This is a genomic window from Halomonas sp. I5-271120 (genome assembly GCF_030553075.1).
Classification (GTDB): Bacteria; Pseudomonadota; Gammaproteobacteria; order Pseudomonadales; family Halomonadaceae; genus Onishia; species Onishia taeanensis_A.
The window spans coordinates 1,802,670-1,821,940 of the sequence record NZ_CP130701.1 but is presented as its reverse complement, the minus strand read 5'-3'; the positions used below and the strand labels follow the sequence as shown (position 1 = coordinate 1,821,940).

Genomic DNA, 19,271 nt, shown 5'->3' with positions numbered 1-19,271 from the left:
ACCGCCCTCGGGCGGTCGTTTGGTGATGCCTGCATCGAACAGCAACGGCGTTAGAACTCTTCCCACTCGGTCTCGCGTTGCTGAGCGCGATTACCGGCACTCGGCAGGCGATGAGACGATGCCTGCTGCTGGCCTGACTGCCTCGAAGCCGACGGCAGAGCTCGATCCGACGTTTGCCGAACAGCCTGCTGCGAGACTTCGCCAAGCTGGAAGGCCGACATCAGGTCCATCAGCTGATGCGCGCGCTCCTTGAGATTGTTGGACGCCGTGGCGCTCTCTTGGACCAGCGTGGCGTTCTGCTGGGTCACCTGATCCATCTGGTTCACGGCTTCGCCAGCCTGCTGCACCCCATCGCTCTGCTCGGCGGTGGCGCTGCTGATTTCTTCCATCAGTTCGGTAACCCGCTTGACGGAGGCGACGATCTGCTCGGTGGTCTTGCCCGCCTGAGAGGCCAGCTCTGTGCCCTCAATGACGCGCTCGCGATTGGCGGTGATCAGCGTATTGATCTCCTTGGCCGCCGCCGCGGAGCGGCTGGCCAGTTCGCGAACTTCCTGGGCTACCACGGCAAAGCCGCGGCCATGCTCGCCGGCACGTGCCGCCTCGACAGAGGCGTTGAGCGCCAGGATGTTGGTCTGGAAGGCGATGCCATCGATCATCGAAATGATATCGGCCACTTCGTTGGAGCTGCCGTCGATATCGCGCATGGTCTGCACCACTTTGGCGACGACTTCGCCGCCATCCTCGGCAACCTTCGAGGCGTTGGCCGCCTGCTTGCGGGCTTCCACGGCGTTATCGGCGTTCTGCTGAACGGTGCTGCCAAGCTCCTCCATGGCCGAAGCGGTCTCGGCCAGAGAGCTGGCCTGCTGCTCGGTGCGCGACGACAGCTCGTTGTTGCCTTCGGCGATCTGCTCGCTGTTGGTGGCCACTGACTCAGCGGACTGACGCACGTCCAGTACGGTCCTTTGCAGCTGCGCTGCCATTTCCATCTGAGACGCCATGATGCTGTGGCGATACTGAGGCTTTAGCGTCACCTTGCGAGTCAGGTCACCGCGACCCACGGCCTCTGCGAAGGCCTTGACCTTATAAGGCTCAGCGCCGAACTCGCGCAGTAGCAGGCTAGTCAGCAGCGTGGCGACCAGGCCACCGATCACCAGGGCACCGAAGCACAGGGCCAGCATGGTGATCTGGAAATTCTCGGCGATGTTACGAGCAAAGCCGGTCTCTGCCTCGTTGAGCTGCTCCTGCAGGGTGATGAACGCGTTGATGGTGTTGAGCCAGGTGGTAAAGGCCGGCGCAGCCTGATCAAGCAGCAGCCGTTCAGCGGCATCGGTCTTGCCGGTCTGGCGAAGCTCAATCACCTGGTCGATCAACGGCATGGTCTTGGCTTCGATAGTCTGGATATCGGCCAGGCCACTACGCTCCTCGGCGGTGATGTCGTCCCGCGAGGCGAAAAGCTCCTTCATACCGGCGGCGGCCTCGCGATAGTTCCCCTCGAGGCGCCTGATGTCGGCGATCACCGGTTCAAGCTTGGTGTCGTCGTGAATGAGTACTGCATCGCGCAGGGCAACGGAGCGGTCGTGGACGCTGCCCCGGTAGTCGACCGCGTACTGCTGCTTGACGCTGTTGACGTCGTTGATGACCTTCATGCTGTGGTCAATCATGTTGACCTCACGCACCCCTTCAGCGGTCAGGATGACCATCAACAAGAGGACGCTGGCAAAGCCGGCGGTCATACGGGCACGTATCGTCGTTCCCCGCAGCCACGAAAAAATGGTTTTCACAGTGCTGTTCCTATCTGGCGTGTCGAAGAAAGCTCATGCACCGTGGACAACCCTTCGCCCGGTCACAAGGCCAACATGTACAAAGTCTAAATAATATATAATTTTTGTACAAGAATTACCTTGCCATCAATTCCTTTGTGCACGATGCAATAATGGGCAATAGCTAACGCACTATCGGCAAAAGCGCCGCCAGCTTTAATCGCCATCGCGGTTTGTTGCCGAATGCCGGCCTCCTTCGAAGCCATCCCACGCCGGGGCAATGGGCTGCCGCCCTGCGCGGCGATATCGTATGCTTGGCCGCACGATCAACCGCAGATGAGCTGGACGGGAGACAGGAATGACCGAAAGGATGCGCGCCATGCAGGCCCTGATGACTCGGACGCTGACAGCGCTGAAGGTGAGCGCATTGCAGGTAAGAACACTGAAGTTGAGAACACTGAAGCTGAGAACAGTGCAGGTGAGAACACGGAAGCTGCGAGCCCTGAAGGTGAGAACCCTGGCGCTCATCACTCTCGCGGGTGGGCTTTCTACGCCGGCCATGGCGCTGATGTACAACCAGCAAGGTATCGAGGCGGCAGGCCACTGGGCGTCGATGACGCTGGTACTCGGCGAGGAGCGCACCTACCGGGCCAGCAACAGCTACGACATGCCGGGCACCGCCTTTTCTGTGGATTTCACGCCGCCCGAGTGTCGGCCGCGGCTGGAGCTGCGGGTCGACATGGGCGAGGTGGCAAGCCGCGACGAGACCGTCAGTGCCGACGCCGCCCTGCGCGTCGACCGCTTCACGCCCCACGCCGGGCCGACGACGCTTGCCAAGGAGCGCGGCGATAACGGCGCCTACGTGAGCTTCACCAATGCAGCCCCCTTTCGGTTGCTGCACGAACTGCACGTGGGTGACACCCTGCGCCTTCAGATCGAGAACGGCACTGAACCCTGGTATCTGACTTTTCAGCTACCGGGCGCAGCCATCGCCCTCGACCGGGCGGCGCGGCAGTGCCATGAGGCCGCCACGCCAAACGACGACGCCGAGCAGCCGCCCAGCGCCTATTTTTGAATGGAGAATGAGTAGCCAGTGAACGGCGAGCGGCTCGGCTAGTCGAGAATCACCAGACGGTTGGGCAGCTCGTCGCGCGGGTGGGTGGCGGGCAACTCACGCTTGAGGTGCTGGCCGCATGACTCGATACATTCCACGAACCCCTGTCCCGTCTGCCCCTGGCGGACGTGACGGGTAAAGTCGGCGACGATGTCCTGCCACGTATCGTCGCTGAGACGCTCGGAAATGCCTCGGTCGACCAGAATTTCCACGTAGCGCTCGGCCTCAGAAACGAAAATCAGCATCCCGGTGCCGGCCTCGGTGTGGTGCAGGTTCTGCTCGAGGAACTGGCGGCGGGCCAGGTTCGCGGCGCGCCAGTGGCGAACCGAACGGGGGATGAGACGGGTGGTGACCGCGGGCCTACGGCACACCAGGGCCGCCACCACAAAGGTGGCCCACTGGACCAGCAGTAGCGTGGTGGCGTCCCACCAGCCCGGGAAGTAGTTGATCGCGCCGGGAACCACCAGGGCCAGAATGCCGGCCCACAGCAGTGGGATATAGGCGTAGTCATCGGCCTGGGCGGCCAGCACGGTGACCAATTCGGCATCGGTCTCCTGCTCGACTCGCTTTATCGTCTCGGCTACCTTTCGCTGCTCGCTGTCGCTCAATAACGCCATGGGGTATCTGTACTCGCTTGAAAGGATTTACCAGCCACCGGAGGCGCCACCGCCCCCGAAACCGCCGCCACCGCCGCTGAAGCCTCCGCCACCGCCGAGACCTCCGCCGCCACCGTGGCCGCCTCGGCCACCCAGCGCGGCCCCCAGCAGCAGCCCGCCCAGCAGTCCGCGACCGCCTCGACCACCACGCAGGAACCCGGTGACGGCGAGCAGCAAAAGGAAGAACAGCACCGACTTCGGACCATCCGGGCCCTGCTTGCCCTGTTCAGCTGTCGGAGCCGAGGTGGCGAGCGGATCGCCCCCCAATACCTGGATCATCGCCTGGGTGCCTTCTAGGATGCCGCGGGCGAAATCCCCCTGCTGGAAAGCCGGCGTGATCACCTGGTTGATGATCAGCGAGGACTGCGCATCGGTCAGGCGCCCTTCGAGACCATAGCCTACCTCAATGCGCAGTTTGCGCTCGTCACGGGCCACGATCAGCAGCGCGCCGTTGTCCTCGCCCTTCTGCCCTATACCCCAGTGGCGCCCCAGCTGATAGCCGTACTCCTCGATGGTGCGCCCCTGGAGGTTCGGCAGCGTGGCCACCACCACCTGCTCGGTGGTGGCCTGCTCATGCGCCGCCAACATCTCGGTCAGACGCGTTTCGTCAGCGGCATCGAGCATGTCGGCCTGATCGACGACACGACCGGTGAGCTCCGGGAATTCGGACTGCTGTGCCTGGGCGCCCAGCGCCACGAGCAGCAGTAAGACGACGGGAAGTTGCCGGAACAGCCGCATCAGAAGGACACCTCAGGCGCCTGATCGGCGTCGGTCGCTGTGGCTTCGAAGTTCTCGCGCAGCTCCATGTCGCTGTACAGGAGGCTATGCCAGAGACGCCCCGGGAAGGTGCGAATCTCGGTGTTGTAGCGCTCGACCGCGGCGATGAAGTCGCGGCGCGCGACCGCGATGCGGTTCTCGGTGCCTTCGAGCTGGGACTGTAGCGCCAGGAAGTTCTGGTTGGACTTGAGATCCGGGTAACGCTCCGAGACCGCCATCAGCCGGCTCAGGGCACTGGAGAGTTCACCCTGCGCCTGCTGGAACTGACGCAGCTTCTCGGGATTGTTGAGGATACTCTCGTCGACCTGGATTGACGTCGCCTTTGAGCGGGCTTCGATCACCGCCGTCAGCGTCTCCTGCTCCTGCCGCGCGTATCCCTTGACGGTCTCTACCAGATTGGGGATCAGGTCGGCTCGCCGCTGATACTGGTTCTCGACCTGCGACCAGGCTGACTTCACCTGCTCGTCATAGGTCGGCAGGTTGTTCACGCCGCAGCCCGTCAGCAGCATGGCGACGAGCAGCAGGATGGCCGAACGCCAGGCGATCCGGTAGGGGGTAACCCCGAGTGTGGCTTGCATGGTTGGTTCGCTTCCCCGTCTTGTTGGCCAATAATCTGCTCTCACGGTACACGGTGGCGGCCGGCGCGAGAAGCCGGCTCCCCGGCCGCGTCCCGTTTCATGGCTTACCGGCTCCTGGCTTACCGGCTCCTGGCTTACCGGCTCCTGGCGTTTCGGGTTCAGGGCGTTACGGGCTCATGGCATCACCGTCTCGACGTCTAGTCGGACCGAATAGCGACGGTGTGCCTCGCAGTCCTCCGCCATGATCGTGCAGCCGCCGCCGTCGCTGACCTCCAGATACCAGCGGCCGGCCGGCAGTGCGCGGGTCAGGCGGAAGTTCTCCCCCTCGCCACTGCGCCAGTCACGGGCCACCACCTGCCCCCTGGCATCGAACAGGGTGGCGTTGGGGTCAAGCGTCCAGCCGCTGGCCGGCGTCTCGCTTTCGAGCGTCACCTGCGCCGGGGCCGAGAGGGTAAAGGCATAGACATCGACGCCCGGCCCCAGCCAGCCGTCGCGCGATTCACCGGGCACCAGCTCGATGGCCTGCGCCTCACGGGTAGCGGGCGTGGCGCAGCCCGCCATCATGCTCACAAGGACAAACCCCATCAGCACTAGCCCCAACGGGGCCAGTACCACAGGAACCCGCCCCAACCGAGAAAGAACAGCCCGCCCTCGCCACCGTTCGCCCCGCATGCCCATCGCCGTCTCCTCTTAACGTCTTTCGATGACCAATGACTCGCCGCGCCTCTCGCCGTACTTCTCGCCGTACTTCTCGCCGTACTTCTCGCACAGCCTGAGCTCAGTTTAGCCTCTCATGTGCGGCACTCTCATGGGGAAAGCTTATGGGGAAAACTCGTGGGGAAAGCGCGAGCGGGGCAATCTCGTGTGGGGCAATCTCATATGCGGCATGCGCGGCGCCATAACTGACGCTTCTCATCAATTAAATGGCGCTTTACGCACATAACTAGCGCCTAACATAGCCGAGACTAAGGGCATATTCAGCAATGGAGCCGATGACCATGAACTCTAATGTCATCCTGACCTGTGCCATTACCGGCGCCGGCGATACCGCCGACAAGAACCCCAACGTACCGGTCACCCCCAAGCAGATCGCCGACGACTGCATCGCGGCCGCCAAGGCCGGCGCCAGCGTGGCGCATATCCACGTCCGCGACCCCGAGACTGGCGGCATCAGCCACTCCACCGAGCACTTCCGCGAGGTAATGGAGCGCGTCCGCGAGTCTGATACCGACATCGTCATGAACATCACCGCCGGCGGCGGCGGCGACTGGATCCCCGACGCCGCGGACCCGACCCGCGGCGGCCCGGGCACCGACATGCAGACCCCGGCCGAGCGCCATGCGCCGGTGGCCGAGCTGCTGCCTGAGCTGTGCACCCTGGACTGCGGCAGCCTCAACTTCGGCGACATGGTCTACATCAACACCGCCGACTGGCTGCGCGAACACGCTCGCCTGGTGCAGGCCGCCGGCGTGAAACCGGAGCTCGAGTGCTTCGATCTGGGCCATGTCTGGTTCGCCCGCCAGCTGCAGAAGGAAGGTCTCCTCGACGGCGACCCGCTGTTCCAGCTGTGCCTGGGTATTCCCTGGGGCGCCGAGGCCGACACCGAGACCATGCTGGCGATGCGCAACAAGCTGCCGGAAACCGCCAACTGGGCAGCCTTCGGCATCGGCCGTCACCAGATGCCGATGGTCGCTCAGGCGATGCTGCTCGGCGGCCACGCCCGCGTCGGCCTTGAAGACAACCTGTATCTCAGCAAGGGCGTACCGGCCACCAACGCAAGCCTGGTCGAGAAAGCGTCCGGCATCATCGAGAACCTCGGCGGCCGTACCATGACACCCGCCGAAACCCGCGCCCACCTCAAGCTGCGCGACCCCAAGACCGGTCAGATCGTCACAGGAGGTGAGGCATGAGCCAGCAACTCTCGACGAAGAAACTGGCCGTCATCGGCACCGGCGTCATCGGCAACGGCTGGATCGCGAGGGCCCTGGCCCGTGGTTTCGACGTGGTGGCCTTCGATCCTGACCCGCAGGCCCCCGAGCGCACCCGCGCCTTCGTCGACAACGCCTGGGCCTCGCTCGAGAAGCTGGGCCTAGCCGAAGGCGCCGACCCCGCTCGGCTCAGCTTCGTCGACAGCCTGGAAGCCGCCGTGGAAGGAGCCGACCTGATCCAGGAGAACGTGCCTGAACGCCTCGAGCTCAAGCGCGAAATCCTGGCCGCCATCGACGCCGCGGCAGCGCCGGACGTGGTGATCGGCTCGTCCACCTCGGGCTTCAAGCCCACGGACCTGCAACAGGATTGTACAAGGGCGCCGGGGCGGGTGATCGTCGCCCACCCCTTCAACCCGGTCTATCTGCTGCCGCTGGTCGAGCTGGTGGGCGGCGAGGCCACCAGCCCCGACCATCTGGCCAACGCGCAGCGGCTCTACCAGGCGATGGCAATGCGTCCGCTGGTGGTCAAGCGCGAGATCGAAGGGCATATCGCCGACCGCCTGATGGAGGCGCTGTGGCGCGAGGCCCTGCACCTGGTCAATGACGGAGTGGCCACCACCGAAGAGATCGATGCTGCCGTGGTCTATGGCTGTGGCCTGCGCTGGTCGCTGATGGGCACTTTCATGACCTTCCACCTGGCGGGCGGCGAGCAGGGCATGCGCCACATGCTCGAGCAGTTCGGCCCGGCACTGAAGCTGCCCTGGACCAAGCTCGAAGCACCGGAGCTCACCGATGAGCTCATCGACAAGGTGGTCGAAGGCTGCGAGCACCAGGCCGCCGGCCGCCCGGTCGCCGAACTCGACCGCCGCCGCGATGACTTCCTGGTCGAACTGCTCGACCTTGTGCAGAAGTACTGGCCCGAGGCCGAAGGCCTGGAAGGACGCATCTGATGGCACTGCTCGACACACAGGTGCTCCCGGAGTGGGTCGACTACAACGGCCACATGAATGACGCCGAGTACGCGCGGGCCTTCTCGCTGGGCGTCGAGGCGCTGATGGAGCGCATCGGCCTGGATGCAGAGGGCCGCCAGCGGCATGGCTACACCATCTATACCCTCGAGACGCATCTTTGCTATCGCCGCGCCGCTCACGAGCACCAGGCGCTGTGCATCGACGTGACGCTGCTCGAGCGCGATGCCAAGCGCCTGCACGTCCTGTTCACGATGCAGGACACGGCAGGCAACCTGCTGGCCTCGAGCGAGCAGATGCTGATGGGTATCGACTCGGTCAATGATCGTCCCGCGCCCTTTCCCGGCGCCGTGGACGCGGCCATCGACACCCTGCCCCAGGCCGACACCTGGCCGGAACTCGCCGGCCGCAGCATCGGCCTGCCGTCGGGCAAGCGCTGACGCCACCGGCATCCGGCGCCATACGGGTCGGCGACGCCTGCGTCGCCGGCCTGCCTGTTTGGCTCGAATGTGTGGCCTGTCCTGGCCGCCGTCTTCGCGGAGGCTCTTCCTCACTTGCCGTGTTGCAACGGATTGACTGGGCGCTACACTCGTCGACGCCTCTCTTGCGACGATGACCTGCCCCATGCGACTCACCTCTAGCGCGCAAAGCCCCGAATCCATCGGCTTCCTGCTGCTGCCGCGCTTCGCTATGGTGGCCTTCTTTTCCGCCATCGAGCCGCTGCGCATCGCCAACCGCATCAGTGGACGCCCGCTCTTCCACTGGGAGGTAGTCAGCCACGATGGTCGGCCGGTAACGGCCTCCAACGGCATGGCGCTCGACGCCGACCATAGCCTCGAGGATGCCCCGCTGACCCCGAGCCTGGCCGTCTGCTCGAGCTTCGCCCCCGACGATGCCATCGACGACACGCTGATTGCCTGGCTGCGCGAGCGCGCTTCACAAGGCTGCGTGCTGGGCGGCATGGATACCGGCTGCGTGGTGCTGGCCGCCGCGGGCCTGCTCGATGATCAGACCGTGACCCTGCACTGGGAGTCTCTGCCCGAGTTCCGGGCCCGCTTTCCCCGAGTCGACGCCGTGGAATCGCTCTACGAGGTGACGCCCGAGGGCTTCTCCTGCGCCGGTGGCAGCTCGGCCATCGACATGAGCCTCGATTTGATTCGCCGCCGCCATGGCGACGACCTGGCCGAGCGGGTGTGCGACCAACTGCTTCACGACCAGGGGCGTCGACCGGCCAGCCGCCAGCGCGACCCGGTCTGGCGCGACCCGGTCTGGCGCGACCCGCTGATGCCCGAAGACCCGCTGCTGACCCGCGCCATCGCCCTGATGGAAGCCAACCTGGATACGCCGCTCGGCATCGCCGAGCTCGCCGCCGAGCTTGGGCTTTCCTGGCGGCGGCTGGAGCGGCTCTTCGTGCGCCAGCTGGGCACCTCGCCACAGCGCATCTATATGACACGCCGGCTGGATCATGCCCACCGGCTGCTGCGGGAGACACGCCACAGCGTCATGGAGATCGCGCTGGCCTGCGGCTTCGGCTCGGCCTCAAGCTTTACCCGGGCCTTTCGTCGCCATCACGGGCTGACGCCCAGCGCGCTGCGAGGCCGGCCATCGGGCGCCTCTTCGAACAGTCCGTTCTCGAATCACGAACCCTCGAATCACGAACTGTCGAATCGTGCATAGTCGGCGTCGAATCCAGACGCTCTCTTTGCCGCCCGTCTTGGCATGCTGACGCAACGTCACTCATTGCCGAGGAGGTCTCATGACCGACCTGCCGATCACCCCCGATTACGACGCCTGGCCCATCGATGTTGCCCTCGACGCCGTGTCCTTCTCGCCGCGCCTTTTGACCGTGCACTGGAAGGACGGCCGCGTTAGCCGCTACCACAGCATCTGGCTGCGCGAGAACGCCGCCGACGACACCACCATCAACCCGGCGACCCGCGAGCGCATCCTGGATCTTTCCAGCCTGCCCGCCTGGCCGGAAATCGCCGGCGCCGAGATCGATGCCGCCGGCGCCCTGTGCGTGGATTTCACCCCGGAGGACCGTCGACTGCGCTTCCACCCGGGCTGGCTGCGCGCCAACGACTATGACCAGCAGCATGACAAGGCCGCCGACCCGGAAGCGCCGCTGGTGCCGGTCACGACCTGGCTGGGTGGCCCGGACGGCGGGCCCGATACCCTCGACGCATCAGGCCTGCTCGAGACCGCACCGGACAGCGAAGCGGAAGAGGCGATGCTCGCCCCGGCACTCGAAAGCGTGCTCGGCAAGGGGCTGGTGCGGTTGCGCAACCTGCCCACCGAGCCTGGCTCGCTTTCCGCCATTGCCGGGCGCATCGGCCCGATGCGCCCCACCAACTTCGGCGCGCTGTTCGACGTCAAGGCCAAGCCAGACCCGGACTCCAACGCCTACACTTCCATCGCCCTGCCGCCCCACGTCGACCTGCCAACCCGCGAGTACCACCCGGGCCTGCAGATGCTGCACTGCCTGGAGAACAGCGTGGAGGGCGGCCAGGCCGTGATGCTCGACGGCTTCGCCATCGCCGAGGCGCTGCGCGACCACTACCCGCAGGCCTGGGCGACGCTGACCCGCGTGCGCTGGCGCTACGCCAACACCGCCAAGACCACCGACTACGTCTGGCACGAACCGATGATCCGCCTCGACGCCCGGGGTGAGCTGCTCGAGGTGCGCATCGCCGACTTCCTGCGTGGCCCACTGGATGCTGCCTTCGAAGACATCGAGCCCGCCTATGAGGCGCTGATGACGCTCCAGCGGCTGTTGCGCGACCCGGCCTTCGCTATCCGCTTCACTTACCGGCCCGGCGACCTGGTGATTTTCGACAACCGCCGGCTGCTCCACGCCCGGGATGCCTTCGAAGGCCAAAGCGGCCATCGCTGGCTGCAGGGCTGCTACATGGAGCGCGACGAGATCCGCTCGCGCTACCGCATGGTGCAGCGCGCCCAACGGCGGCGCCGCCTGACGGCAGAAGCCTGATACGTCCGGAAAGAAGAGCCCTGAGACAAACGTCCTGGCGAAAGAGGCTGGCACAGGGCTGAGGAGGCTTAGCCCGGTCCCCGGGCGGCGGTCTGGCTGGGCGTCTCGCTGAAACGGGCGCGATAGGCGCGGGAAAAATGCGTCAGCTGCTGGAAGCCAGTGGCCATTGCCGCTTCGGTGACCCGGCAATGGCTGCCGGCGAGCAGACGCTGCGCCCGGTCCAGACGCATGCCCAGATAGCACTGCTTGGGCGTCTCACCAAAGTGCGCCAGGAACAGCCGCGCAAGCTGGCGCTGCGACTGCCCCACCATCCGGCAGATCTCCGGAATCGGCAGCGCCTGGGCCAAGTTGGCCTCCATCACCGCCAGGCTCTTGACCACACTGCGCGGCAGCCCCGCATAGCGCACCTGCTGCTCATCGTCGGACGACGCCTCATGGCGATGGTGCACCAGCTGGCGCCCCACGGCGTCGGCTAGCGCCGGGCCATAATCGCGAGCGATACGGTCCAGCATCATATCGATGCCGGCAGTGCCCCCGGCCCCCGTCTGTCGCGTGGCATCGGCTTCGAAACGCTCACGGCTGACACGTAGCTGCGGAAACTCGCGGCGAAAGGCCGGCACGCTTTCCCAGTGCAGCGCCACCCGGCAGCCCTCCAGCACCCCCGCCCGCGCCAGGATGAAGGGCGCGGTATCCAAGCCGCCCAACCACCCACCATGGGCCGCCAAGCGGCGCAACACGGCTCGCTCCCGGGCCGTGACCACCGCCTCTGCCTCGTAGGACGACACCACCATCAGGTGGGCATCGTCAGGCACCGAGGCCAGATCGCCGTTTACCTCGATGCAGACGCCGTTGCTCGCCACCACGCCTTGGCCATCCATCGAGCGCAGTCGCCAGGCAAAGAGATCTCGACCAAAACGGTTGGCGACGCGCAGCGGCTCCAGCATGCAGAACAGCGTCAACATCGAGAACTTGGGGACCAGCCAGACGTCCAGGGTTTGCTCGGCCTGCTCGGGCGAGAGCAGCGGCGGCGAATCCGGACGCGGATACGGCCAAGCCTCTGAGTAGTCATTCATATTGACCAAAAATATCAACCTTATGGCTAATTTAGTTCAATTCTATGGCCGGTCTGCCGCTAGGGTAAAGCGAGTCGCGTCATCGGTGCCGCTGGCCACGGAGCTAATGACGCCTCAGCGCATCTGCCACAGCACACCTGTACAGCACATCGCCCCAGGAGCCTCAGGAACAGGCTCTCAGCATTACCCGGAGATTCATCGCCATGACCACAAGCGCCAAGGCAACGCTGTCCGCCGACGGACAGCGCCTGCTCCTCGACATCGACGCACAGCCCCGCGAATTCGCGGCCCTATGGCTGCGAGAACGGGCGCCCGATGCCGAGACGCTGGACCCTCTCACCGGCCAGCGGCTGATCGAGGCCGCCGAGCTGCCGCTCGACCTGGCCCTGGAGCGCGCTGAGCTGGTCGACGATGCCCTGGCCCTGTGCTTCAGCGATGGTCACCACGTTCACTTCCCGCTGGACGCGCTGCTCGGTGACAGTCGCCAAGGCAGTGACCGCGCCAGCGCCGATGACCTCGTCGCCCCGGGACGCCTGCTGTGGGACGCGCAACGGGCCAAGCCGCACCATGCTGACTTCGCCGCCGCCATCGACGACGATGCCGCCCTGCTCGAGATGCTCGAGGGGCTGCATCGCAACGGCTTCGTCGTGGTCTCCGGTGTGCCCACCGAAGAGGATGGCATGCAGGCGCTGATGGAGCGTGTCGGGCCGCTGCGCCGCACCAACTGGGGCGGCATTGCCGACGTCAAATCGGTGGCCAATGCCTATGACCTGACCATGACCCAGCGCGGCCTGGAACCGCATACCGACAACCCCTATCGCGATCCGATTCCCGGCTATATCTGGCTGCACTGCCTGACCAATGCCGCCGACGGCGGCGACAGCACCCTGGCCGACGGCTACCGGGCGGCCCAGCTGCTTCGTGAGCGCGACCCGGCGGCCTTCGACTGCCTGACCCGGGTTTCGCCGGGCTTCCGCTACCGCGACGCGACCACCTGGCTTGAGAGCGAGGGACCGCTGATCGAACTCGACAGCCAGGGGCGCATTTTCCGCGTGCGCTACAGCAATCGTACCGAGCGCGTCGAGGCACTGCCCGCCGAGGAACTGGCGCGCTACTACGCCGCCCGTCAGGCCTTCTACCAGCTGATCACCTCCGACGAGCTGACCCTGAACCTCAAGCTCGATCCGGGCCAGATGCTGATCATGGACAACTACCGCCTGCTGCACGGTCGTCGCGCCTTCGAGCTGGCCGGCGGCGTGCGCCACCTGCGCCAGGGCTACGTGGATCGCGACAGCACCGCCAGCCGCCGTCTGGTGCTGCGCCAGCAGCTGGCCAGCGCCGAGGAGGCCGCATGATAAAGGCCAGCTTCCGGCATTTCGGTGAAGCCCGCCGCGACGAGTGGGCGCTGATCGATGATCGCTTTCGCGACTACGTGGCCGACGCCCCGCGGCGGGTGCTCGAGCACCTTCACCGCCTGGTAGGCGACACTCACGGCTATCCGGTGGATCGCTTTGAACACAGCCTGCAGACCGCCACTCGAGCACTGCGCGACGGTGCCGACGAGGAAATGGTGGTCTGCGCCCTGCTGCATGACATCGGCGACGACCTGTCGCCGGCCAACCATGCCGAGATCGCGGCCGGGATTCTCGAGCCGTTCATCGACCCGTTGAACACCTGGATGATTCGCCACCACGAGCTCTTTCAGGGTTATCACTACCGCCACTTCTTCGGCCTGGATCGCCACGCACGCGAGCAGTTTGCGGACCATCCCGCCTATGCGCGCACGGTGCGCTTCTGCGACGACTGGGATCAGGCCAGCTTCGACCCCGACTACGACACCCTGCCGCTTGACCACTTCGTGCCGATGGTCGAGCGCGTGCTGAACCGAGACCCGTTCGGCGGCCTGCCGGCGATCCGCGAGGAGGCGACAGCGCCATGACCTGTGCCCAGCAACTCGTCGCCCTGCTCGAGGCCTACGGCGTCGACACTGCCTTCGGCATCCCCGGCGTGCATACCATCGAACTGTATCGCGCCCTGGGCACCAGCGGGCTTGCCCACATCACGCCACGCCATGAACAGGGCGCCGGTTTCATGGCCGACGGCTACGCCCGCGCCAGCGGCAAGCCGGCGGCCTGCTTCATCATCAGCGGGCCCGGCATGACCAACATCGCCACCGCCATGGGCCAGGCGCTGGCCGACTCGGTGCCGATGCTCGTCATCTCGAGCGTCAACCAACGCGCCAGCCTGGGCCGCGGCCAGGGGCGGCTTCACGAGATGCCCCATCAGGGCGAGACGCTGTCTGGCGTCAGCGTGTTCAGCCACACCCTGCATGAGCCGACGGCACTGCCAGAAGTGCTGGCTCGCGCCTTCGCGGTGTTCGCGAGCGCCCGCCCGGGCCCGGTGCATATCGAGATCCCGCTCGATGTGATGGCAACACCGATGCCTGAGGGCTCGCCCTCACCGGCGCACGTCTTTCCGCCGGCCCCGGCGCCGGAGGCCCTGGCGCTGGCCGCCGACTGGCTCGCCAACGCCGAACGCCCGCTGGTGCTGCTCGGCGGCGGCACCGTCGCCGCTCCCGAGGCGGCTCAGGCACTGGTCGAACGCCTCGATGCCCCGGCCTTCACCACCATCAACGCCAAGGGCGTATTGGGTCAGGATCACCCGCTGGATCTGGGCGCCACCATGAGCCTGCCTGCCGCTCGGCGGCTGGCCGCCGAGGCCGACGTGGTGCTGGCGCTGGGCACCGAGATCGGCGAGACCGACTACGACCTGGTATTCGACGGCGGTTTCCGGCTCGATGGCCGCCTGATCCGGGTCGATATCGACCCTCAGCAGTTGGGCCGCAACCAGGCGGCGGACCTGGCCATGCTCGCCGAGGCCGGCCAGGCCATGCGCGGACTTTTCAGTCAGTTGAGTCAGCAGCCGGCCGATGCCTCTGTGCAGCATGCTTCTGCCAGCACTGGTGCCGACCGGGCCGCCGAGGTGCGCGGCGCGCTGGCCCTCGCCGACGACCAGGAGCTCGCGCCCTATGTGCCGCTCTACGCCACCCTGCGCGCAGCGCTGCCCGACGCCATCGTGGTCGGCGATTCCACGGGCCCGGTCTATGCCGGCAACTTCTTGGCCTCGATGCCGGCCCCGCGTCGCTGGTTCAACGCCGCGACCGGCTTCGGCACCCTCGGCTACGGCCTGCCCGCCGCCCTTGGCGCCGCCACGGCACGGCCCGACCTGCCGGTGGTCGCCCTGGTCGGCGATGGCGGCCTGCAGTTCGTGCTCGGCGAGCTCGGCACCGCCCGCGACCTTGGCCGGCCGGTCGCCGTGGTGATCTGGAACAACGACGGCTATGACGAGATTCGCCGCTACATGTCGCTAAGCGACATCCCGCACCTGGGCGTGGACCTGGCCGCGCCAGACTTCCGTGCCCTGGCCGAGGCCTATGCCTGCCGCTACCTCAGCGTGACCGACCCGGCGAGCCTGCACGACGCCCTGGGCCGGCTCGACGACGCCGCAAGCCCGCTGATCATTGAGGTCGATGCCGCCGCCTGGGCCGCGTCGCTCTAACGCCCCGGGGCCTCGAACCGCCATGGGCCGGCATTGCCGGCTCACAACAACGATAAGGAGACGTCTACGCATGAAGTCGTCACGCAGCACCCTGACCCTGCTCGCGAGCCTGGCCCTGGCCGGCCCCGCCCTCGCCGACACCAACACCGACCGGGACGACACCCTCAGCCTGGTGGTACCGCCCTGGCCGGGCGTGACCGTCAAGAGTGAGATTTTCTCGCAGCTCATCAAGCCGCTGGGCTATACCATCGAGATCCAGGAACTCAGCTCGACGGTGGGCTACAACACCCTGCAAACCGGCGACAGCGATGCTTTCCTGGCCGGCTGGCTGCCCGCGCAGCAGGAGAGCTACGACGCCGCCATGCAGGCTGGCGCCATCCTCGATCTTGGCAACAACGTCAACGGCGCCCGCATGGGCTTCGCCGTACCGGGCTACGTGTATGAGGCCGGCATCACCAGTGCCGAGCAGCTGGCCGACCCTGACGTGGCAGAGCGCTTCGACAGCCGCATTTTCAGCATCGAGAGTGGCTCCACGGTCACCGACATGCTCGACGGCGCCATCAGCGCCAATACCTACGGTCTTGGCGACTGGGATATCGCGGCCTCCTCGACGCCGGGCATGCTGTCCATGGTCAAATCCGCCGTGGCAGAGCAGAAGTGGGTACTGTATTACGGCTGGACGCCGCACTGGATGGTGCCGGAATACGACACCCGCATCCTCGACGATCCGCAAGGCGTCTTCGGCCCCGACAACGGCCGCAGCGACGTCAAGACCATCGTTTCCAAGGCCTACGCCGAGGCCAACCCGAACCTCACCCAGCTACTCGATCAGTTCGTGTTCTCGGCCGATGAGCAGAGCGAGTTCATCAGCGCCTACAGCCTTCAGGAACGCGACCTCGACGTCGTGGCCCATGACTGGCTGGCCGACCACCCCGAGCGCGTGGCCGCCTTCCTCGAGGGCGTCGAGACCCGTGACGGCAACGACGCCCTGACGGCGGTGGAGGCCAGCCTATGACGGCGATGCGATTCTCCCGCCTGACCGAGCGTATTGCCGGCGAAGGCGCCGCCGCCTGGGATATCCACAACCGGGCGCTGGCGCGCAAGGCCGCCGGCGAGGACATCACGGTGCTCTCGGTGGGCGACCCGGACTTCGCGACCCCGGCACCGATCGTCGAGAGTGCAGTGGCGAGCCTGCGCGGCGGCGCCACGCATTATCCCGACGTTCAGGGCAAGCAGGGCCTGCGCGAGGCCATCGCCGCGCGGTATCGCGCCCACGGCGTCAATGCCACACCGGATCAGCTGATCGTCATGGCGGGTGCCCAGTGCGGCCTCTATGCCACCGCCCAGTGCCTGCTCGACCCCGACGACGAGGTGATCGTCCCCGAGCCGAGCTACGTCACCTATGAAGCCGTGCTGCGCTCCACCGGCGCCCGCATGGTGCACATTCCGCTGCGCGGCGACGACGACTTCCGCCTGGATGTCGCCGACATCGAGGCCGCGATCACCCCGCGCACCCGGGCGATCATGCTCAACAGCCCCCATAACCCCACCGGCCAGCTGATCGACGCCAAATCCTGGGCCGCCATTGCCGCGCTGTGCCATCGCCATGATCTATGGCTGATCTCCGATGAGGTCTACGCCGAGCTGGTCTTCGAGGGCGAACACATCTGCGCCGCGAGCCTGCCCGTCATGGCCGACCGCACCGTGGTCATCGACAGCCTCTCCAAGTCCCATGCCATGACCGGCTGGCGGCTGGGCTGGGTGCTCGGCCCGCAGAAGCTGATCGACCATATGGCCAACCTGGCACTTTGCATGCTCTATGGCTGCCCGGAGTTCATCCAGGACGCCGCTCGCGATGCCCTCAGTCAGGATCTTCCCGAGCGCGAGCTGATGCGCGAGACCTACCGGGCGCGTCGCGACGCCGTATGCGCCGCACTCGCCAACTGCTCGGCCATCGACGTCATCACCCCGGCGGCGGGCATGTTCCTGATGATCGACGTGCGCGCTACCGGGCTTTCTTCCCAGGCCTTCGCCGACCGCCTGCTCGACGACGAGGGCGTGTCGGTGCTGTCGGGGGAGGCCTTCGGCCCCTCCGCTGCCGGCTTCGTGCGCCTGAGCCTGACCGTCGACGAAGACCGTCTGCGCACGGCCAGCCAGCGTCTGGCGCGCTGCGCCGAAGCGGCGCGGGAAGATGCCGCTGCTCTTTCCACTGCAGAGTGAATCGCCTATGACATCATCGCTACACGTCACTCCGTCGGCCTCTAGCACGCTAGCGGTAGAGGCCCGCCACCTCGTCAAGCGCTACGGCGACCTCGAGGTGCTGCGCGACGTCTCCCTCGAGGTCCCCGAGGGCAGCGTCACCTCCATCATCGGCGCCAGCGGATCGGGCAAGAGCACCCTGCTGCGCTGTCTCAACCTGCTGGAGCGCCCCAACCTCGGCGAACTGGCGATTGCCGATGAAGCCATTCGCTTCGACCGCAACCCCAAGGGCGACGTCGTCGGCCTCGACAGGCGCCAACTGCAGCGGCTGCGCGCCAAGGTCAGCATGGTCTTCCAGCAGTTCAACCTCTGGCCCCATTTCACGGTGCTTGGCAACGTCACCGAGGCCCCGATGCGGGTCAAGGGCCTGTCACGGCGTCGCGCCAATGCCCTCGCCGAACACTACCTGGAGCGGGTCGGCATGGCCGACAAACGCGACAGCTATCCGGCCTATCTTTCCGGCGGCCAGCAGCAGCGGGTAGCGATCGCCCGCGCGCTGGCCATGGAACCGCGGCTGCTGTTGTTCGATGAGCCGACGTCGGCGCTGGACCCGGAGCGGGTCAGCGAGGTACTCAGCGTCATCCGCGGCCTGGCCGACGAAGGACGCACCATGGTGCTGGTGACCCATGAGATGGCCTTCGCCCGAGATGTATCCGACCAGGTGGTATTTCTCGATCGCGGTGTCGTCGGCGTCGCCGGCACCCCGAGCGATGTCTTCGAGGACAGCGATCACGAGCGCTGTCGTCACTTCGTGGCACCGACCGTTTGCTAGCAGCGCCGATGTCACACCCCCCTGATGCAAGACCCACAAGAGCTTTAAAAAGCCAAGGAGACCACAATGAAACGCACCCTGATGATAACCGCCGCCGCCCTGACGCTCGGCCTGAGTATGACGGCCCAGGCCGCCGAGCCGCTGAAGATCGGCATTTCTGCCGAGCCCTACCCGCCCTTCACCTATACCTCAGCCTCAGGCGAATGGACCGGCTTCGAGGTTGAGCTGGGTATGGCCATCTGCGAGGCCATGGACGAGGCATGCGAGATCACCCCCACCGGCTGGAGCGGCATCATCCCGTCGCTGAAATCCGGCCGCATCGACATGATCATGAACTCGATGTCGATCACCAAGGCACGCCAACGGGTCATCGACTTCAGCCAGCCCTATTACTTCACGCCGGGCGCCTTCGTGGCCGCCGACGATCTCGCCCTCGAGGTTCCGCAAGGCCTGGACGGCCTGGTGCTTGGCGTGCAGTCCGCCACCACCAACGCCACCTATGCCCGTCGCGCCCTGCGCGACAACGTCGGCGACATCCGCCTCTACGATCAGGCCGAACAGGTCAATCGTGATCTACTGGCCGGCCGCTTGGACGTGATCCTGGCCGACAAGATCGCCATGACCGAGTTCCTGGAGCGCGACGAAGCCGACGGCTACGAGATCAAGGCCACCGCCCCGCGCCACGAGGCCTACGGCGAAGGCGTGGGCATCGGCATCCGCAAGGGCGACGACGCCCTGAAGACGAAGATTGATGCAGCCATCACCCAGGTCCGTGACGACGGCACCTGCAGCACCCTGTCCGAGGAATACTTCGGCACCGACATCTGCACCTGATCCCG

At 66.1% G+C, this 19,271-nt stretch carries 19 protein-coding genes; 13 read left to right on the top strand and 6 right to left on the bottom strand.

What is annotated here, in order from left to right; translation table 11 throughout:
- Positions 1 to 50: 50 nt before the first annotated feature.
- The gene (locus Q2K57_RS08130; protein ID WP_258396636.1) at positions 51 to 1,781 is read right to left on the bottom strand and encodes a methyl-accepting chemotaxis protein; all 1,731 of its coding nucleotides are present in this window, start codon (positions 1,779 to 1,781) and stop codon (positions 51 to 53) included.
- Positions 1,782 to 2,118: 337 nt separating this feature from the next.
- Here Q2K57_RS08130 and Q2K57_RS08125 point away from each other — a divergent pair, with 337 nt between their 5' ends.
- On the top strand, positions 2,119 to 2,835 hold the full coding sequence (locus tag Q2K57_RS08125; RefSeq protein WP_304526587.1) for a hypothetical protein: 717 nt from the start codon (positions 2,119 to 2,121) through the stop codon (positions 2,833 to 2,835).
- A gap of 38 nt (positions 2,836 to 2,873) precedes the next feature.
- On the opposite strand, the gene Q2K57_RS08120 is transcribed toward Q2K57_RS08125, so the two are convergent.
- From Q2K57_RS08120 to Q2K57_RS08105, 4 genes are all read right to left on the bottom strand, one after another.
- Entirely contained in the window at positions 2,874 to 3,491 is a 618-nt protein-coding gene (locus tag Q2K57_RS08120) for a TPM domain-containing protein (RefSeq protein ID WP_304526586.1), read from the bottom strand.
- A gap of 27 nt (positions 3,492 to 3,518) precedes the next feature.
- Positions 3,519 to 4,268 (bottom strand): YgcG family protein, encoded by a 750-nt coding sequence (locus tag Q2K57_RS08115; protein ID WP_304526585.1) that lies wholly within the window; start codon positions 4,266 to 4,268, stop codon positions 3,519 to 3,521.
- Positions 4,268 to 4,885: a LemA family protein gene (locus Q2K57_RS08110; RefSeq protein WP_304526584.1), complete on the bottom strand. Its 618-nt coding sequence runs from the start codon at positions 4,883 to 4,885 to the stop codon at positions 4,268 to 4,270. The genes Q2K57_RS08115 and Q2K57_RS08110 overlap by 1 nt, the downstream gene beginning before the upstream one ends.
- 174 nt (positions 4,886 to 5,059) lie before the next feature.
- Complete coding sequence (locus Q2K57_RS08105) at positions 5,060 to 5,470, bottom strand: PPC domain-containing protein (protein ID WP_304526583.1); 411 nt, start codon at positions 5,468 to 5,470, stop codon at positions 5,060 to 5,062.
- Between the two features lie 413 nt (positions 5,471 to 5,883).
- Between Q2K57_RS08105 and Q2K57_RS08100 the strand changes: the two genes are divergently transcribed.
- The 5 genes from Q2K57_RS08100 to Q2K57_RS08080 all read left to right on the top strand — a co-directional run bounded on the left by Q2K57_RS08100 (position 5,884) and on the right by Q2K57_RS08080 (position 10,770).
- Positions 5,884 to 6,795 carry a 3-keto-5-aminohexanoate cleavage protein gene (locus tag Q2K57_RS08100; RefSeq protein WP_304526582.1) on the top strand — a complete coding sequence of 304 codons (912 nt, stop codon included), beginning with the start codon at positions 5,884 to 5,886 and terminating at the stop codon, positions 6,793 to 6,795.
- Positions 6,792 to 7,763, top strand: a complete 972-nt coding sequence (locus tag Q2K57_RS08095) for an L-carnitine dehydrogenase (RefSeq protein WP_112056195.1) — start codon at positions 6,792 to 6,794, stop codon at positions 7,761 to 7,763. The genes Q2K57_RS08100 and Q2K57_RS08095 overlap by 4 nt, the downstream gene beginning before the upstream one ends.
- Positions 7,763 to 8,221: a thioesterase family protein gene (locus Q2K57_RS08090; RefSeq protein WP_304526581.1), complete on the top strand. Its 459-nt coding sequence runs from the start codon at positions 7,763 to 7,765 to the stop codon at positions 8,219 to 8,221. Before Q2K57_RS08095 ends, Q2K57_RS08090 begins: the two co-directional genes overlap by 1 nt.
- 184 nt (positions 8,222 to 8,405) lie before the next feature.
- Complete coding sequence (locus tag Q2K57_RS08085; RefSeq protein WP_304526580.1) at positions 8,406 to 9,458, top strand: GlxA family transcriptional regulator; 1,053 nt, start codon at positions 8,406 to 8,408, stop codon at positions 9,456 to 9,458.
- A gap of 79 nt (positions 9,459 to 9,537) precedes the next feature.
- Positions 9,538 to 10,770, top strand: a complete 1,233-nt coding sequence (locus tag Q2K57_RS08080; RefSeq protein ID WP_112056192.1) for a TauD/TfdA family dioxygenase — start codon at positions 9,538 to 9,540, stop codon at positions 10,768 to 10,770.
- 68 nt (positions 10,771 to 10,838) lie between these two features.
- On the opposite strand, the gene Q2K57_RS08075 is transcribed toward Q2K57_RS08080, so the two are convergent.
- Complete coding sequence (locus Q2K57_RS08075; RefSeq protein WP_304526579.1) at positions 10,839 to 11,843, bottom strand: GlxA family transcriptional regulator; 1,005 nt, start codon at positions 11,841 to 11,843, stop codon at positions 10,839 to 10,841.
- A 203-nt stretch (positions 11,844 to 12,046) separates the two neighbouring features.
- On the opposite strand from Q2K57_RS08075, the gene Q2K57_RS08070 reads away from it, so the two are divergent.
- The 7 genes from Q2K57_RS08070 to Q2K57_RS08040 all read left to right on the top strand — a co-directional run bounded on the left by Q2K57_RS08070 (position 12,047) and on the right by Q2K57_RS08040 (position 19,266).
- A complete protein-coding gene (locus Q2K57_RS08070) occupies positions 12,047 to 13,198 on the top strand; it encodes a TauD/TfdA family dioxygenase (RefSeq protein ID WP_304526578.1) in 1,152 nt (383 codons plus the stop codon).
- Entirely contained in the window at positions 13,195 to 13,782 is a 588-nt protein-coding gene (locus Q2K57_RS08065) for an HD domain-containing protein (protein WP_304526577.1), read from the top strand. The genes Q2K57_RS08070 and Q2K57_RS08065 overlap by 4 nt, the downstream gene beginning before the upstream one ends.
- Positions 13,779 to 15,401, top strand: coding sequence for a 5-guanidino-2-oxopentanoate decarboxylase (locus tag Q2K57_RS08060; RefSeq protein WP_304526576.1), 1,623 nt, complete (start codon positions 13,779 to 13,781; stop codon positions 15,399 to 15,401). Before Q2K57_RS08065 ends, Q2K57_RS08060 begins: the two co-directional genes overlap by 4 nt.
- Positions 15,402 to 15,471: 70 nt before the next feature.
- The gene (locus Q2K57_RS08055; RefSeq protein ID WP_304526575.1) at positions 15,472 to 16,416 is read left to right on the top strand and encodes a glycine betaine ABC transporter substrate-binding protein; all 945 of its coding nucleotides are present in this window, start codon (positions 15,472 to 15,474) and stop codon (positions 16,414 to 16,416) included.
- Positions 16,413 to 17,621 carry a pyridoxal phosphate-dependent aminotransferase gene (locus Q2K57_RS08050; protein ID WP_304526574.1) on the top strand — a complete coding sequence of 403 codons (1,209 nt, stop codon included), beginning with the start codon at positions 16,413 to 16,415 and terminating at the stop codon, positions 17,619 to 17,621. The genes Q2K57_RS08055 and Q2K57_RS08050 overlap by 4 nt, the downstream gene beginning before the upstream one ends.
- 7 nt (positions 17,622 to 17,628) lie before the next feature.
- On the top strand, positions 17,629 to 18,432 hold the full coding sequence (locus tag Q2K57_RS08045) for an amino acid ABC transporter ATP-binding protein (protein ID WP_112056186.1): 804 nt from the start codon (positions 17,629 to 17,631) through the stop codon (positions 18,430 to 18,432).
- Between the two features lie 66 nt (positions 18,433 to 18,498).
- Positions 18,499 to 19,266 (top strand): transporter substrate-binding domain-containing protein, encoded by a 768-nt coding sequence (locus Q2K57_RS08040; protein ID WP_304526573.1) that lies wholly within the window; start codon positions 18,499 to 18,501, stop codon positions 19,264 to 19,266.
- The last annotated feature ends 5 nt before the right edge of the window (positions 19,267 to 19,271 follow it).